15 protein-coding genes, 2 tRNA genes and 1 other annotated feature are annotated in these 15,301 nt (G+C 36.0%); of the genes, 14 read left to right on the top strand and 3 right to left on the bottom strand.

The window, feature by feature from the left end:
• Positions 1 to 477: 477 nt before the first annotated feature.
• From NST77_RS13310 to sdhB, 3 genes are read left to right on the top strand one after another with little or no spacing between them, the layout of a single operon-like run.
• The gene (locus NST77_RS13310) at positions 478 to 1,086 is read left to right on the top strand and encodes a succinate dehydrogenase cytochrome b558 subunit (protein ID WP_095331498.1); all 609 of its coding nucleotides are present in this window, start codon (positions 478 to 480) and stop codon (positions 1,084 to 1,086) included.
• A 47-nt stretch (positions 1,087 to 1,133) separates the two neighbouring features.
• Positions 1,134 to 2,897 carry a succinate dehydrogenase flavoprotein subunit gene (gene sdhA / locus NST77_RS13305; RefSeq protein WP_095331499.1) on the top strand — a complete coding sequence of 588 codons (1,764 nt, stop codon included), beginning with the start codon at positions 1,134 to 1,136 and terminating at the stop codon, positions 2,895 to 2,897.
• Between the two features lies 1 nt (position 2,898).
• Entirely contained in the window at positions 2,899 to 3,657 is a 759-nt protein-coding gene (gene sdhB, locus NST77_RS13300) for a succinate dehydrogenase iron-sulfur subunit (protein ID WP_095331501.1), read from the top strand.
• Positions 3,658 to 3,692: 35 nt separating this feature from the next.
• Here the strand turns inward: sdhB and NST77_RS13295 are convergent, their stop codons facing one another.
• Positions 3,693 to 4,841 (bottom strand): hypothetical protein, encoded by a 1,149-nt coding sequence (locus NST77_RS13295; RefSeq protein ID WP_095331503.1) that lies wholly within the window; start codon positions 4,839 to 4,841, stop codon positions 3,693 to 3,695.
• A gap of 345 nt (positions 4,842 to 5,186) precedes the next feature.
• On the opposite strand from NST77_RS13295, the gene gerE reads away from it, so the two are divergent.
• The 4 genes from gerE to NST77_RS13275 all read left to right on the top strand — a co-directional run bounded on the left by gerE (position 5,187) and on the right by NST77_RS13275 (position 8,165).
• Entirely contained in the window at positions 5,187 to 5,411 is a 225-nt protein-coding gene (gerE, locus tag NST77_RS13290) for a spore germination transcription factor GerE (protein WP_016201768.1), read from the top strand.
• Positions 5,412 to 5,658: 247 nt separating this feature from the next.
• The gene (locus NST77_RS13285; RefSeq protein WP_095331504.1) at positions 5,659 to 6,117 is read left to right on the top strand and encodes a MarR family winged helix-turn-helix transcriptional regulator; all 459 of its coding nucleotides are present in this window, start codon (positions 5,659 to 5,661) and stop codon (positions 6,115 to 6,117) included.
• A gap of 9 nt (positions 6,118 to 6,126) precedes the next feature.
• Positions 6,127 to 6,924, top strand: coding sequence for a glutamate racemase (racE, locus tag NST77_RS13280; protein ID WP_095331506.1), 798 nt, complete (start codon positions 6,127 to 6,129; stop codon positions 6,922 to 6,924).
• Between the two features lie 173 nt (positions 6,925 to 7,097).
• Complete coding sequence (locus NST77_RS13275; RefSeq protein WP_095331508.1) at positions 7,098 to 8,165, top strand: GerMN domain-containing protein; 1,068 nt, start codon at positions 7,098 to 7,100, stop codon at positions 8,163 to 8,165.
• Between the two features lie 100 nt (positions 8,166 to 8,265).
• Here NST77_RS13275 and NST77_RS13270 read toward each other — a convergent pair whose 3' ends face one another.
• Positions 8,266 to 9,045, bottom strand: coding sequence for an alpha/beta fold hydrolase (locus tag NST77_RS13270; RefSeq protein ID WP_095331509.1), 780 nt, complete (start codon positions 9,043 to 9,045; stop codon positions 8,266 to 8,268).
• A gap of 324 nt (positions 9,046 to 9,369) precedes the next feature.
• Here NST77_RS13270 and NST77_RS13265 point away from each other — a divergent pair, with 324 nt between their 5' ends.
• The 4 genes from NST77_RS13265 (at position 9,370) to NST77_RS13250 (ending at position 10,935) form a co-directional block, all read left to right on the top strand.
• Entirely contained in the window at positions 9,370 to 9,975 is a 606-nt protein-coding gene (locus tag NST77_RS13265) for an XTP/dITP diphosphatase (RefSeq protein WP_095331510.1), read from the top strand.
• A 6-nt stretch (positions 9,976 to 9,981) separates the two neighbouring features.
• On the top strand, positions 9,982 to 10,491 hold the full coding sequence (locus NST77_RS13260) for a metallophosphoesterase family protein (protein WP_095331512.1): 510 nt from the start codon (positions 9,982 to 9,984) through the stop codon (positions 10,489 to 10,491).
• A gap of 131 nt (positions 10,492 to 10,622) precedes the next feature.
• Positions 10,623 to 10,696, top strand: a tRNA-Arg gene (locus NST77_RS13255).
• A 165-nt stretch (positions 10,697 to 10,861) separates the two neighbouring features.
• Positions 10,862 to 10,935, top strand: a tRNA-Arg gene (locus NST77_RS13250).
• A gap of 202 nt (positions 10,936 to 11,137) precedes the next feature.
• On the opposite strand, the gene NST77_RS13245 is transcribed toward NST77_RS13250, so the two are convergent.
• Positions 11,138 to 11,533, bottom strand: coding sequence for a general stress protein (locus NST77_RS13245; RefSeq protein WP_095331515.1), 396 nt, complete (start codon positions 11,531 to 11,533; stop codon positions 11,138 to 11,140).
• A gap of 534 nt (positions 11,534 to 12,067) precedes the next feature.
• On the opposite strand from NST77_RS13245, the gene NST77_RS13240 reads away from it, so the two are divergent.
• The 3 genes from NST77_RS13240 to ilvN all read left to right on the top strand — a co-directional run bounded on the left by NST77_RS13240 (position 12,068) and on the right by ilvN (position 15,290).
• Positions 12,068 to 12,259: a YolD-like family protein gene (locus tag NST77_RS13240; protein WP_095331517.1), complete on the top strand. Its 192-nt coding sequence runs from the start codon at positions 12,068 to 12,070 to the stop codon at positions 12,257 to 12,259.
• A gap of 429 nt (positions 12,260 to 12,688) precedes the next feature.
• Positions 12,689 to 12,942 (top strand) — a binding site (T-box leader).
• Between the two features lie 117 nt (positions 12,943 to 13,059).
• A complete protein-coding gene (ilvB, locus tag NST77_RS13235) occupies positions 13,060 to 14,775 on the top strand; it encodes an acetolactate synthase large subunit (protein WP_095331518.1) in 1,716 nt (571 codons plus the stop codon).
• On the top strand, positions 14,772 to 15,290 hold the full coding sequence (gene ilvN, locus NST77_RS13230) for an acetolactate synthase small subunit (protein WP_095331520.1): 519 nt from the start codon (positions 14,772 to 14,774) through the stop codon (positions 15,288 to 15,290). Before ilvB ends, ilvN begins: the two co-directional genes overlap by 4 nt.
• Positions 15,291 to 15,301 lie beyond the last annotated feature (11 nt).

Here is a 15,301-nt window from a genome sequence, read left to right as displayed (position 1 = left end):
AAGTACGGAAACCAAATAAAATAGAATAAAATATATTGTCTAAATAGTATACTGTAAAAACGGAAAAAAATCATAAGAAAAGGGAACGATTTTTGAATTAGGGTGACTAAAAAACGTGAAAAATCTATTTAAACAATAAGCAATTTTTTAAATAATGTCTTAATAATTTTTTTCCTTTTAAAGGAAAAAATCTTGCTTCCATAACGATAAAATCAATATTTGTTCAAGTTCTTTACATTGATTCTATTATTTGATTTGTTTGTTAAATTTATGCACAGAAGAGAAAGGAGGAAATTTTTCCTTTTTTGGGACATATAGATAGAAAAAAAGCGAAAGAAAATTTATTTAATGTATCCGTTTTCTTGACCGCATTTTTTTTTAAGAGTACAATTAAATTGTCACTAAATTGTAAGAATTTTTGGTTATGTTATCGCTTTATGGGCAATGGGAGTATGTCATCAATTAGGGGGGAATTTTATGGCAGCAAATCGAGAGTTTTTATTCAGAAGGCTTCACTCGTTATTAGGAGTGATTCCAGTAGGTGTATTTTTAATCCAACATTTAGTTGTCAATCACTTTGCAACTAGAGGTCCAGAAGCTTTTAATAAGGCAGCTGGCTTTATGGAGCATTTACCTTTTCGGTATTTTCTCGAAATTTTTGTAATATTTTTACCGATTTTGTATCATGCGATTTATGGAATTTATATTGCGTTTACAGCCAAAAATAATACAAAAAATTATAGTTTTTTTCGAAATTGGATGTTCTATATTCAAAGGGTGACAGGGATCTTTACGTTAATTTTTATCGTATGGCATGTTTGGGAAACAAGAGTAGCAGCTCAATTAGGCCAAGAAGTAAATTATGACATGATGAGTGAAAATTTAGCAAACCCAGGGATGCTTGCATTTTATTTAGTGGGTGTTATCTCCACGATTTTCCACTTCTCTAATGGCTTATGGTCATTCTGTGTAAGCTGGGGAATTACTGTTTCGCCTAAGTCTCAACGAATTAATACATATGTAACGCTAGGAATATTTGTTGCATTATCAATTGTAGGTGTACGAGCAATATTGGCGTTTGTTTAATAAATACTAGATTAGTAGAGCAATAGATGAAGGAGTGAACGGTTGTTATGAAGAAAGGGAAAGTGATCATCGTTGGCGGTGGTTTAGCAGGATTAATGGCAGCAATCAAAGTAGCAGAGACAGGGACTCCTTTAGAATTATTTTCCCTTGTGCCTGTAAAAAGATCTCATTCTGTTTGTGCCCAAGGCGGGATTAATGGAGCGGTAAATACAAAAGGAGAAGGAGATTCTCCATGGGAACATTTTGATGATACGGTTTATGGCGGTGACTTCTTAGCGAACCAACCACCGGTTAAAGCAATGGCTGAGGCAGCTCCTGGCATTATCCACTTGATGGACAGAATGGGAGTTATGTTTAACCGTACACCAGAAGGATTACTGGACTTCCGCCGCTTTGGAGGAACACAGTATCACAGAACGGCTTTTGCAGGTGCAACAACAGGACAACAGCTTCTATACGCATTGGATGAGCAAGTAAGAAGATACGAAGTCGACGGACTTGTTGTGAAGTATGAAGGCTGGGAATTCCTTGGTATTATCACAGATGACGAAGGAGTATGCAGAGGAATTAAGGCACAGGATTTAAAAACAATGGAGATTAAATCCTTCCCTGCAGACGCTGTTATTATGGCAACTGGCGGCCCGGGAATTATCTTTGGGAAATCCACAAACTCTATTATAAATACTGGCTCAGCAGCATCTGTTGTTTATCAGCAAGGAGCTTATTATGCAAATGGTGAATTTATTCAAATCCATCCAACTGCAATTCCTGGTGATGATAAATTACGTTTAATGAGTGAATCAGCTCGTGGAGAAGGCGGTCGTATCTGGACATATAAAGATGGTAAACCATGGTATTTCTTGGAAGAGAAGTATCCAGCTTATGGAAACCTTGTACCAAGGGATATTGCTACACGCGAGATTTTTCATGTATGTGTCGATCAAAAGCTCGGCATCAATGGAGAAAACATGGTGTATTTAGATCTATCTCATAAAAATCCAAAAGAGCTTGATATTAAACTGGGTGGTATTATCGAGATTTACGAAAAATTCACTGGTGAAGATCCTCGTAAACTTCCGATGAAAATTTTCCCTGCTGTTCATTACTCCATGGGTGGATTATGGGTAGATTACGATCAAATGACGAATATTCCAGGCTTATTTGCCGCTGGTGAATGTGATTATTCACAGCATGGAGCAAACCGCTTAGGTGCCAACAGCTTGCTTTCAGCTATTTATGGCGGCATGGTAGTAGGTCCGAATGCGGTTAAATATATAAGCGGATTAAGCAAAAGTGCAGAAGATTTATCATCATCCATCTATGATTCCGCTATTAAAGCAGAAGAAGCTAAATGGCAGGGCATTTTGAAAATGGATGGAACAGAAAATGCCTATGTGCTTCATAAGGAATTAGGGGAATGGATGACAGATAATGTTACAGTGGTTCGTTACAACGATAAGCTGCTGGCAACAGATGATAAGATACAAGAACTGTTAGAGCGTTATAAAAAAATTAATATCAATGATACAGCAAAATGGTCTAACCAAGGAGGCGTATTTACGCGTCAATTAGAAAATATGCTTCAGCTAGCACGTGTGATTACTCTCGGTGCATACAACCGAAATGAAAGCCGTGGGGCACATTATAAACCAGAATTTCCAGAAAGAAATGATGAAGATTTCCTAAAAACAACAATGGCTAAATTTGTTGGCGCAAATGAGGCACCAGATTTCCATTATCAAGAAGTCGATACCTCCTTAATCAAACCGAGAAAAAGAGATTATTCAAAGCAAAAAGAGGGAGTGAAATAAAATGGGGGAGCAAAAAACTGTAACATTACAAATTGAAAGGCAAGATGACCCTAATTCACCATCTTATGTAGAAGAATTTAGTTTACCTTATCGTCCTAATATGAACATCATTTCTGCATTAATGGAGATTCGCAGAAATCCAGTTACAAGCGACGGGAAAAAGACCTCTCCAGTTGCTTGGGATATGAACTGTTTGGAAGAAGTTTGCGGAGCCTGTTCTATGGTCATCAATGGAAAACCACGCCAATCCTGTACAGCACTCATTGATCAATTAGAACAGCCGATTCGTCTAGAGCCAATGAGAACCTTCCCTGTGGTGCGCGACCTGCAAGTCGATCGAAGCCGCATGTTTGACAGCTTAAAGAAAGTCAAAGCGTGGATACCAATTGATGGCACATATGATTTAGGGCCTGGACCAAGAATGCCAGAGAAAAAACGCCAGTGGGCATATGAGTTATCGAAATGTATGACATGTGGAGTCTGCTTAGAAGCTTGCCCAAATGTAAATAGTAAATCTAATTTCATTGGACCAGCACCTCTTTCTCAAGTCCGTCTCTTTAATTCACATCCAACAGGAGAGATGAATAAGGAGGAAAGACTGCAAGAGATAATGGGAGACGGCGGACTGGCTAACTGTGGTAATTCTCAAAACTGTGTGCAGTCCTGTCCAAAAGGCATTCCACTAACTACATCAATTGCAGCCTTAAACCGAGAAACAACGTTCCAGGCATTTAAAGAGTTCTTTGGAAGTGACCATTAAACAAAAGACCACCAGTTAAGGTGGTCTTTCTTGTGCTAATATTTTTCCATAAATTGATGATAAGTGAAAATGAATTCCTCTGCTATTGTTTGTTCCTCGCTAGCTAGTCTACTTACATTTGTCTTTAGATATTCAATAGCATGTTCGAGGGTTTGCAGATTCTCTGTTAAGATACGTTTATCTTCTTCATTTTTTATATCAGCAGTCTTTTGCCCGTAATCATACTCGTATAAGGTATCATATAATTCATTATTACTGGCCGATAAGACCATTTTTCTTTGCAAGCATGGCAGACAAATTCCGCATGGAACTTTCGCTGATATATACCCATCTCCTCGTATTCGGAGACACTCTGCCGTGTTTTTTATTTGCAGCTTATATTCTTTAGGAATCTCATTGATGACACGATGGAAGGGTCTATATAAGATAGGCGTCTGGATAGTCAAATCAAGCTCCAAGCTGGAATAAAGAGCATTTATTAGATTAAATGTTTTTGGATGAGTAGCTTTAAGCAGTACATCTCCATCGATAGAAACATCCTTATTAATTTTGCTATTTTGATAGACATATACCGTACCTTTCCCGTTAAAATATGTTTTTGCTGCTGCAATCGATACAAGCAAGCATATGCTAGCGGCTGATCGATTTCTTCTGATCTTCTTGCAAATTGCCGAGCCTAAATGAATAATCTCTCCAGCATCTGAAACACTACTTCGTAAAAATGTAGCTAGTTTTTCTTGTTTGCTCTGTTCATTGTCCATGTTTTTTAGTCGAATGTAGTCAGAAGTGATGGGCGGATCTATGCAATTATTTTTCGCAACACCCACAAGTGATGCTATATCATCCAAAAATAAGGTTACTTCCTGATGATTAGGAAGGTAAAAAGATGGAGCAAAAAGCTCTGCTTCATTTTGCTGGAAAGTCAGATAAACAGGTTCATCCATTATCCAATCTATTAGCTCTGTTAAGATAGCTTTATTTTTTTCCCAGAGGCTTAAATTAAAAACAGGCACAATTAAGCGATTATTTTTTCGCGCCTTTTTCGTTTGTTGCTCAAAATAAAATAGACTCCCCATAATCGTTACCATATCAATATATGTAGTACTATTCTCTTCATAATCAAAATACATATCCTGAAGAATTTCTATATGTAAATTTGCCAATAATTCAATGTTTAAGTCCATCAATATCACCAAAACTTTCTTTGATAACAGAAATTTACTACGAACTAAGGTTCATTGTTTAAATTATAACACGATTTTTTTAGAAAGCTTGGAAAAAGGGATGATAATTGCACGTACTACATTTTGACTATTTTATAATGAAAATTCGTGTGTTGAAAGTTCATAAGTACGTAAAATTATCGTCAAATGTTGGGAATGGAGTACTAATCATGAAAAACCGAAAAAACCTTTCCTAATTTGCTTAAATCCAGTCACTCCAAGGTGTCATCTTACATAATATATTCAGACTATAACTATACCCATCCCAAAGTTCATAGCTGGCAAAGGCAAGGAGGGTTACACTACTTGAAGGAGAATGAATTTACTCACAAGCCATTATTAACCAAAAGAGAAAGAGAAGTATTTGAGCTGTTAGTCCAAGATAAAACGACTAAGGAAATCGCGAGTGATTTATTCATAAGCGAGAAAACAGTTCGAAATCATATTTCTAATGCTATGCAGAAGCTGGGCGTGAAGGGGCGTTCACAGGCTGTTGTAGAACTCCTTAGAATGGGAGAACTAGAACTATAATAAAGAAGATGATCTTGTATAAGCGGGCAGGAAATTCCACTCCTTTACCGCTTATATGGGTCATCTTCTTTTTAATGTGAATAAGTAGTGGAATCATGGCTTTATTCGGCAATTTTTACATGGACATTAACTTTTCACCTTATACATTTACGAGGGGAGAATTGTAGATTATAATTAGAGGTACTGATTTATAGAAAATTGTCGGATATTCATTATATTTGTATATTTATATATGGGAGTTGTAATCATGATGACTGAAGAAAAAGATGTAAAGGAATACTTAAAGAATATAGCTACAATCGAAAAAGATATGCGCTACATATCTGGTATTATCAAACAAAAGGGAAGAGAGATTTTAAGTAATTATACGATGACTCCTCCTCAATTTGTTGCCTTACAATGGCTATTTGAAGAAGGGGATATGACGATTGGGGAATTATCTAATAAAATGTTCCTTGCGTTTAGTACTACGACAGATTTGGTTGATCGGATGGAAAAAAATCAGTTAGTTCAAAGAGTGAAGGATCCCAATGATCGACGTGTGGTTCGTATTCATATGCTAGAAGAAGGAAAAAGATTAATTGACGAAGTTATCAAGAAGCGTCAAGGTTATCTTCAAGAGGTATTAAATGAGTACTCAACGGAAGATATTGAAGAATTAAAGAAAAATTTTATGCGGTTACATCAAGTAATGCGAGAAAAATGAGGCGGTTTTTTGGAAAGAGCAATAGGGGTTATAGATTCTGGGGTTGGTGGATTAACAGTTGCAAAGGAGATAATGCGACAGCTTCCTTTTGAAAATATCGTTTACTTAGGGGATACGGCAAGATGTCCATATGGCCCAAGAACGGGAGAAGAAGTGAAGAAATTTACTTGGGAAATGACTAGGTTCCTGTTGAAGAAAAACATAAAGATGCTTGTGATTGCCTGTAATACAGCTACTGCAGTCGCACTAGAGGAGATACGCGAACAGCTGTCTATTCCGGTGATTGGCGTAATCGTTCCAGGTGCACGGACAGCAATTAAGGTAACGAAAAATAATTATATAGGTATGATTGGAACATTAGGTACTGTTCGAAGTCGGGCATATGAAACAGCATTAAAGAAGATTAATAATCGAGTGAGAACAATTAGTTTAGCATGTCCAAAATTTGTCCCTTTAGTGGAGAGCGGCGAATATGATGGACCAGTCGCAAGGAAAATTGTGAAAGAAACGCTATGGCCATTAAAGAATAAAGAGATAGATACTCTAATTCTTGGTTGTACCCATTATCCTTTGTTAGCAAAAGTTATACAGGAAGAGATGGGAAAAAAGGTAAAGGTAATTAGTTCTGGAGCAGAAACTGCCCGCGAAGTTAGTACTATTCTCAACCATCATGATGAACTTGCTTCTGGAGAGAATCAAGTAGAACATTATTTTTATACAACTGGATCAAAAGAGATGTTTGCCCGCATCGCTTCCAATTGGCTGAATCAAGAAATACATGCTGTTGAAACAGTTAAATTAACATAATAAAGAAGACTGTCTTCTGTTCTATTACATCATGTTTAGACGATTTCCCATCTAAACATTTTGCAATGGAAATAGGGAGACAGTCTTTTTTTGAAAAAAATATCCTAAAGACGGTCTAAAAAAAATATAGGCTCGTATATATATTAGTACAAACTGTCTTAGGAGTGATGAAGATGTCTAAGAATAACAAATTGACCATTGTTTCAGCGGTTATCATATCATCTGTGTTGATCTCTGGTTGTAGCTTGTTAGGAGATAAAGAAAAAGTCGATCCACCGCAAACTACTTCGTATAAAGAGGATGCAGTTAAAAAGGATGCGGATAAGGAAACAACTGGTGAAGTGGCGAAAGAGGATGCAATGCCAGTTGAATTATACTTAATGGATAAAAATGGGTATGTCGTTCCTCAAACATTAAATCTGCCAAAAACGAATTCGATTGCAAAAGAAAGCTTGGAATATTTAGTTAAGGGTGGGAAAGTTTCTGAATTGCTACCAAATGATTTTCAAGCAGTAATTCCTCAAGATACAAAAATAAGTATTAATGTAGATAAAGATAAAGTGGCTACTGTAGATTTTTCCAAGGAATTCAAAGAATACGAGGCTAAAGATGAAGAGAAAATCTTGCAGTCCATTACATGGACATTGACACAATTTGATTCCATCGATAGTGTGAAGCTTTCGTTAAATGGTCATGAGCTGACAGAGATGCCTGTAAATAAAACGCCAATTCAAGGGGCATTAACAAGAGCGGATGGCATCAACATTAATACAGATGATGTCACAGACATTACAAACACAAGACCATTGACTGTTTATTATATTGGTGGAGAGTTGGACTCCTATTATTATGTGCCAGTAACGAAGCGTATTAGTAATGGCGAAGAAAATAATGTCGCTGCTGCAGTAGGAGAGCTAATAGAAGGACCTGGTATGGGCGGAGGAGCAGCTCTGACAAGCTTATTACCTAATGACGTAAAGCTGTTGGATGATCCAATTGTAGAAGATGGCAAGGTTACGTTAAACTTTAACGAGAATATATATTCGAGTGGCTTAAATGGAGAAGAAAAGGTACTGGCTGATGAAGTATTAAATTCATTAGTATTATCCTTAACAGAGCAAGAAGGCATTGAAAGTGTTGCTGTTACTGTGAATGGAGAAGCAGATTTAGTGAACGCAGAAGGAAAAAGTTTAACTAAACCAGTGACACGCCCAGAAAATGTGAATACTGGTAGCTTCTAATAATGGATAAAGGGGACGAGAATAGTTATATTCTTGTCCCCTTCTTCGTATGAGCGTTATTTTTTGGGAGACAAAAACTTTCCTTAGCAAATAATAAATATTAACTTATCACTTTACATTCATTTAGTAAAACACCTTTTTGAATCCACGTTTCGACCATATGATTAAAAAAATCAGGCATAGCGAAAGATACTCCATGGCCAATATTAGGGATAATCACGCCGATTCCATTCGAATTTGCCGCTACAATATCTTTTGCAGATTTTTTCATCATGGCTTTTTCTTTTTCACCAACCGTAACCAATATTTTTCCAGTGGCCTCTGCAAAGTTTTTAGGGAGTTGATAGGACATATTTTCTACCAATACTCGAACAAGGGTATCAGAACTTATTTGACAACTTTCTTCATAATATTTTTCAAAATAGTCATTGCTGATATATAGTGTTCTGGCTTGCAGTTTGGAAAAGGTCTTATTTTGAATTAATGGGTAGGTTAATGCAATAGTAGGTTTTATTACTTTCTTTGCCCATAAAATCGGTCTAACTGAAGCGCTATTGATTATGGCAAAATTCATTATATCTGGTTTCATACTGATCATTTCCACAATGACTTGAGAACCTAAAGAAAATCCAATTAAGATTACTTTCTTTCCTCTAGCTTTATCTTCCACTAATTTAATTAATGCTTGTGCACTCCCTTTTATAGTAAATTTAACTTTATCATTATTCAATCCATGTTCAGGTAAGAGGGGAACAACACAGTGATAATGAGTGAAGTATTGAATTTGCTTATCCCACATCCAATCACTTACTCCACCACCATGTATAAATAGCATCAGTGGAGCACTTTTATCACCATACTCCTGATAGTGTAAAGACATGTTTTACCTCTTTTCTTTGATTAGTGGTATAAATTGGCTTGTTATAATAAATACGTTCTTAGGGTGAAATTGTTTCGTTCAAATGAAATAATAACTTTATTTTTATTTAGTGATAAGTGATTCTAGGAATAATGGTTTGCTTTCTGTAGGTGAGCGAATGGATATCATCGCATAAACTTCACAAAACTGCCTTTGGAAATAAGAAAGAAAGGGTATATACTGATATTAGACGGATGATTTTAAGCGTAGTAAACTATAAGAAAGTACATTAATTTACATAGTTCAACATAAGAAATAACAAATAGAGACTAAAGGAGTTTTACAATGAAAGAAATTATTATTGCAACTAAGAATACAGGCAAAGCAAAAGAATTTGTACAAATGTTTTCACCACTTGGCTATGAAGTAAAAACACTATTAGATTTTCCAGATGTCCAAGATGTAGAAGAGACAGGAACAACATTTGAAGAAAATGCTCTCCTTAAAGCAGAAACGATTTCTAAGCTGTTAAATCGTGTCGTTATTTCCGATGATTCTGGTCTTGTTATTGATGCATTAAATGGGAGACCAGGAGTATATTCCGCACGTTACGCAGGAGAACAAAAGAATGATCAAGATAATATGGACAAGGTTTTGTATGAATTAGAGGGTGTACCATTAGAAAAACGAACTGCTCGTTTTTGTTGTACATTAGCAGTTGCGATTCCAAATGAAGACTCCTTAACATTTACTGGAACTTGTGAAGGGGTTATTCTGGAGGAAAGAAGAGGAGAATATGGATTTGGCTATGATCCAATCTTTTATGTAGAAGCAGAAGAAAAGGCAATGGCGGAATTGCCGCCTGAAAAGAAAAATAAAATTAGTCATCGTGCAAACGCATTGAAAAAACTAAAAGAACAGCTTCCGACTGTTTTTAAAGAAGGGAAATAGAACTGGATGAAAATTTTGATTGTAAGTGACAGTCATGGATTGGTATCCGAGTTAGGTGCTTTAAAAAAAAGACATGAAGAAGATGTCGAGTTATTTCTGCATTGTGGGGATTCTGAGCTATCAGCAAGTGAGGAAGTGATGAAGGGGTATATTACTGTTCAAGGTAACTGTGATTATGAAGACAAATTTCCAACAGAGACCACTCAAGAAATTGCAGATAAAAAGATTTTTTTAACACATGGACATCTATATGGCGTCAAATCCTCCCTTAATAACTTGCTGTATAAGGCAAAGGAAGTGGGGGCAAATATTGCCTGTTTCGGCCATTCTCATTTCTTGGGGATGGAAGTAGTTGATGATGTTCTTTTCATTAATCCCGGTAGTTTAAGACTGCCTAGAGGAAGAAAAGAACAAACGTATGTTATTTTAACGATTGAAATGGATCGATTTGTGACAGAAGTTTATGATTTTCATAGTGGATTACTACCAGAATTAACAAGTGAATTTCCTTTTTAGTCGGCTTTTTCCTAATGAGGAAGAAAAAAATTCCTCATTAGGAAAAAAAGGTTCACTAAACTATTGACTTTATGTTGCTATAATCATATAATAACTATTGTCCTCATAAGGACTGAATAAATACATAGCATGTCCCAGTAGCTCAGCTGGATAGAGCAACGGCCTTCTAAGCCGTCGGTCGGGAGTTCGAATCTCTCCTGGGACGTATTTTTGTAAATAGTTAATTGGTTGTTTCAGGGCTTTTTGTAAATGCGTTATTGACGAATAATTAATGAGAAGATTTGCTTAGAGATACTATTCTAATGAACTTGTATATGATATACTAGTTGAGGTAGTTATCGCTGAAATAATTGATTGCAATTTAAAACATGTCCCAGTAGCTCAGCTGGATAGAGCAACGGCCTTCTAAGCCGTCGGTCGGGAGTTCGAATCTCTCCTGGGACGTAACAATAAAGGATTCTGTCGCAGCTTCGGCCATCGATTCAGAATCCTTTTTTATTATGCAAGCATTTTAAGCTATGCTTTTAAATGCCCCTCCAGTTTAATGTAACTGGAGGGGTTTTTATGTGAGAAAAGAAGAAATTTTACCTAATTAAAGGTTGGGACATATCAAAAAAAAGAGGGGGCGTTCCCCCTCTTTTTCTGGCTATATTTTTTTGCGTTCCACTGTTGTATTCATCGTTTGAGATGGTATAACATCTACTTCATTATTATCGAAGTTTAATTTATTTAGCTTCTCTTCTTCTGACTCTGTGTCATTATCGAGAAGAACAATGTATTTCCCTTCTTGTAACTCTTTTTCATATGGCTCTGTATCAGTATCGGAAAAGAAAGTCTTTAACCGATCTAAAAAAGATGTTGGTTCTACTTCATCAATTCCACTTGCAGTATCTACATTTGTCTCTTGCTCGATTAATGCAGTTTGTTCGCTTCTTGTAATAACGGAAATATGATTTGGTGAATATCCTTTAGAGAGAAGTTCCTCAATAGCATTTACTGTAGCTTCAGGAGAATCATATATACCTACAACACTTTTTGTCATATACCTATTCCTCCTTTAAACAATTAGTTCTTGCATATAGTATATATTCCCCCTTATGAAAAGAATAAACAGAGATTTTTTTAGAAAAAGAGTCCTTTATTAGCTGTTAGGAAGTTTTGTTTTTCAAATAGAAAGAAAATTTTGTCTATCTTATATTAGAATAATGATGAAGGAATAACCTTTGTGAAATCCTATTATAAGCTCTTGTTTGGTTATCTTTTTTTACAAACGATGTAAGAGTTAGAAAGGGATACCCCTTTTCTATATAACGATTTATTCGCACTGAACTTTCCCAATCTACAGATGCAATAGGAATTGGCAAGGAAAAAGGGGGAGAAAATTACCTGGAAAGGAATAAAGAGAAACAAAATAGGTAATAATGGAAGTAAGAAAAATAATGTTCAGAAAATCACGTAAAATACTTGAAAACGCTTACTATTATTATGTATAATAGATTTAAGTTAAATAAACTAGAAATGAAACAATGTGAATAGATGAACATTAATATAAAAAATATAGAAGGAGATATGCACCATGATTCTCAAGGAATTAGGAAGAAGTAGGCTTATAGTTATTAATTATTATAAGAATGGATTATTAGAAACAATTAAAGGACAGGTTCAGAAGTTAAATCTCAACGATCAAACAATTGATTTAAAAGATGACAAAGAAAATACGTATCAAATCCGTTTATCGTGGATTCAAGATATATGTGCCGTATCTTAATTTAACTCTCTAATGCAATCGCTTTCTTTAAGTGCGGTTGCATTTCTTGTTTTAGGGAGTATGTTGCGCAATAAAAAAACGTGTTAGATTATTTAACACTTTTCTTTAAAAGAAAGAATTATTTTATTATAATGAGCACCATAGGAAAATGGAAATGTAAGAAAGTGATGTATTTTCAGTAAAAAAAGAATTTTAAAAAATTTTTTGAACGATTAAAAAGTACAGGCATTCTTTATAGACCAATAATGTAAGCGTTTCCTGATTAGTGGGTTGTTGTTTAAATAATCAAATAATTCTCAAAAATGGTGTTGACTCCTGTTTAAATTCAGCGTAAGATAACCTCAATAAATGAAAAACACAAGATGTTCAACTTGTAAAAACAGGCAAAAGACAACATGACAAACTGACTTTGTTTAACATAGTAAATATAGTAATTCGATGAAGAGGATAAGTAGTTTTCTATTTGGATTCCACAGAGAGCCGGTGGTTGGTGTAAATCGGTGAACCAATAGTTAATGAACTCACCTCAGAGTGTTAGCTTGAAAGGTCTCCCTATTAGAGCTAACCGAGTGTTTCCACTCGTTATCAAAAGAGAACGAACCGTTCATAAAGTGCATACGCTTATCCATTAGTGTATGAATGAGGGTGGTACCGTGGAAAGGAAATGCCTTTTCACCCCTTTGTTTACTAAAAGCCATTAGTAACCATTGGAGGTGGGAAGGCTTTTTTGTTAGAAAAGCCTTTCTTGGTAGTATTTATGTAAAGAAGTAAAAGGAAAGTATTTTAGGGAGGTTATACAAATGTTACAGGAGACTGCCTTTGAAAATACAAAGGCCCAAGTGAAACCGTTAACTGGTGCTGATCTCTTATTGCAGGCTTTGGAGAAAGAAAATGTAGAATTTATTTTCGGATACCCTGGAGGGGCTGTTTTACCAATTTATGATAAGATTTACGATTCGAAAATATTTCATGTTTTACCTAGACATGAGCAAGGCGGCATTCATGCAGCAGAAGGGTATGCGAGAATTTCTGGAAAACCAGGAGTAGTCATTGCAACATCAGGTCCAGGTGCAACAAATATTGTAACAGGGCTTGCCGATGCGATGATGGATTCATTACCGCTAGTTGTCTTTACAGGCCAAGTAGCAACAGGGGTGATTGGTACAGATGCTTTTCAAGAAGCGGACATTTTAGGGATCACTACCCCAATAACAAAATATAATTGTCAGGTTCGTAACCTTGAAGATATTCCAAGAATCATTAAAGAAGCGTTTTATATAGCGACAAGTGGAAGACCTGGTCCTGTATTAATTGATATTCCAAAGGATATTGCTGCAACCATTTCAGACGTTCCTGCTGAACAGGATATTGAGCTTCCTGGTTATCAGCCGAAGACACAGCCGAATTACTTGCAGATTCGAAAATTAACAGAAGCTGTAAGTGCTGCAAAAAAACCAGTAATTTTGGCAGGTGCTGGTGTCAATTTTGCAAAAGCGAGTGCAGAATTACTGGAATACGCAGAACAACAACAAATTCCAGTTGTACACACGCTTCTTGGATTAGGTGGTTTTCCAGCTGATAATAAGTTGTTTGTTGGGATGGGAGGAATGCATGGGTGCTATGCTGCTAATATGGCCTTATATGAGGCGGATTTATTAATCAATGTCGGAGCAAGATTTGATGATCGGTTAACAGGAAATCTAGTTCATTTTGCACCAAATGCTATTAAAGCCCATATAGATATTGATCCAGCAGAAATCGGCAAAATTGTCCCAACGAAGATTCCAATAGTTGCAGATGCGAAAGAAGCATTAACTATGCTAATAAAACAAAAAGGCTTGCAATCAAACCATAACGCATGGTTAGAAAAGATTGAAAATTGGAAAAATGAGTATCCGTATTATTACAAAGAATCCAATCTTCTAAAACCGCAGCAAGTTTTGGAGATGCTCTTTGAAAAAACAAAAGGGGAAGCGATTGTTACAACAGATGTTGGACAGCATCAGATGTGGGCAGCGCAATACTATCATTTTAAAGAATCCAATCGCTGGGTAACATCTGGAGGATTAGGAACAATGGGATTTGGTCTTCCATCCAGTATTGGAGCGCAATTAGCAGATCCAAAAGCAACAGTGCTTGCAATCAGCGGGGATGGCGGCTTCCAAATGTGCAGTCAAGAGCTTGCTTTAATAAGAGAATTAAATTTGCCAATCAAGATTATTATCTTTAATAATCGGGCGTTGGGAATGGTAAGACAGTGGCAAGAAATATTCTATGAATCTCGTTTTTCACATAGTAAAGAATCTTATCAACCGTCCTTCGTTGCTTTAGCAGAAGCATATGGAATAAAGGGATATCAAATCTCATCAGTTGATGAAGCTGCTAATATTCTGGATGAAGTGTTAGCGATAAGAGAACCTGTATTATTGGATTTCCGTATTGATCCAGATGAAAATGTCTATCCAATGATTGCACCAGGGAAAGGATTACACGAAATGGTAGGGATGAAGCCATGAAGAAAATAATTAGCCTAACTGTTATGAATAAATCTGGTGTGTTAAACCGAATTACTAATCTTTTTTCAAAACGAAACTACAACATTGAAAGTATATCGGTAGGGCATACGGAGCATGAAGGAATTTCAAGGATTACTTGTGTGGTGCATGTTGAGAGTGATGGCATCATTGAACAAATCACAAAACAGCTAAATAAGCAGATTGATATTTTGAAAGTGGTGGATATCACCGATCAAGCAATTGTCCAAAGAGAGCTGGCTTTAATTAAAGTACTTGCAACACCGCAGACAAGGCATGAATTATACTCAGTTATTGAGCCATTTAGAGGTTCGGTAATCGATGTAAGTAAAGAAAGCCTCGTTATTCAAATTACTGGTGAATCATCAAAAATTGAAGCTTTTATTGAACTGCTTAGACCATATGGGATTAAAGAGTTGGCTAGAACAGGCACAACCGCATTCCCTCGTGGCTCTCAAAAAATAGCAAATCATAAAAGTAACTATTCTATCGTTTAATTCTAATATTA

Origin of the sequence: Niallia sp. FSL W8-0177 (assembly GCF_038006285.1) — a bacterium.
Taxonomy (GTDB): Bacteria; Bacillota; Bacilli; order Bacillales; family Cytobacillaceae; genus Niallia; species Niallia circulans_A.
This window is presented reverse-complemented; position numbering and strand designations above follow the sequence as displayed.

Coding starts and splice junctions, on each gene's coding strand:
- NST77_RS13310 (WP_095331498.1), top strand. CDS start 478: ATGGCAGCAAATCGAGAGTTTTTATTCAGAAGGCTTCACTCGTTATTA.
- sdhA (WP_095331499.1), top strand. CDS start 1,134: ATGAAGAAAGGGAAAGTGATCATCGTTGGCGGTGGTTTAGCAGGATTA.
- sdhB (WP_095331501.1), top strand. CDS start 2,899: ATGGGGGAGCAAAAAACTGTAACATTACAAATTGAAAGGCAAGATGAC.
- NST77_RS13295 (WP_095331503.1), bottom strand. CDS start 4,841: ATGGACTTAAACATTGAATTATTGGCAAATTTACATATAGAAATTCTT.
- NST77_RS13285 (WP_095331504.1), top strand. CDS start 5,659: ATGATGACTGAAGAAAAAGATGTAAAGGAATACTTAAAGAATATAGCT.
- NST77_RS13275 (WP_095331508.1), top strand. CDS start 7,098: ATGTCTAAGAATAACAAATTGACCATTGTTTCAGCGGTTATCATATCA.
- NST77_RS13270 (WP_095331509.1), bottom strand. CDS start 9,045: ATGTCTTTACACTATCAGGAGTATGGTGATAAAAGTGCTCCACTGATG.
- NST77_RS13265 (WP_095331510.1), top strand. CDS start 9,370: ATGAAAGAAATTATTATTGCAACTAAGAATACAGGCAAAGCAAAAGAA.
- NST77_RS13260 (WP_095331512.1), top strand. CDS start 9,982: ATGAAAATTTTGATTGTAAGTGACAGTCATGGATTGGTATCCGAGTTA.
- NST77_RS13245 (WP_095331515.1), bottom strand. CDS start 11,533: ATGACAAAAAGTGTTGTAGGTATATATGATTCTCCTGAAGCTACAGTA.
- NST77_RS13240 (WP_095331517.1), top strand. CDS start 12,068: ATGATTCTCAAGGAATTAGGAAGAAGTAGGCTTATAGTTATTAATTAT.
- ilvB (WP_095331518.1), top strand. CDS start 13,060: ATGTTACAGGAGACTGCCTTTGAAAATACAAAGGCCCAAGTGAAACCG.
- ilvN (WP_095331520.1), top strand. CDS start 14,772: ATGAAGAAAATAATTAGCCTAACTGTTATGAATAAATCTGGTGTGTTA.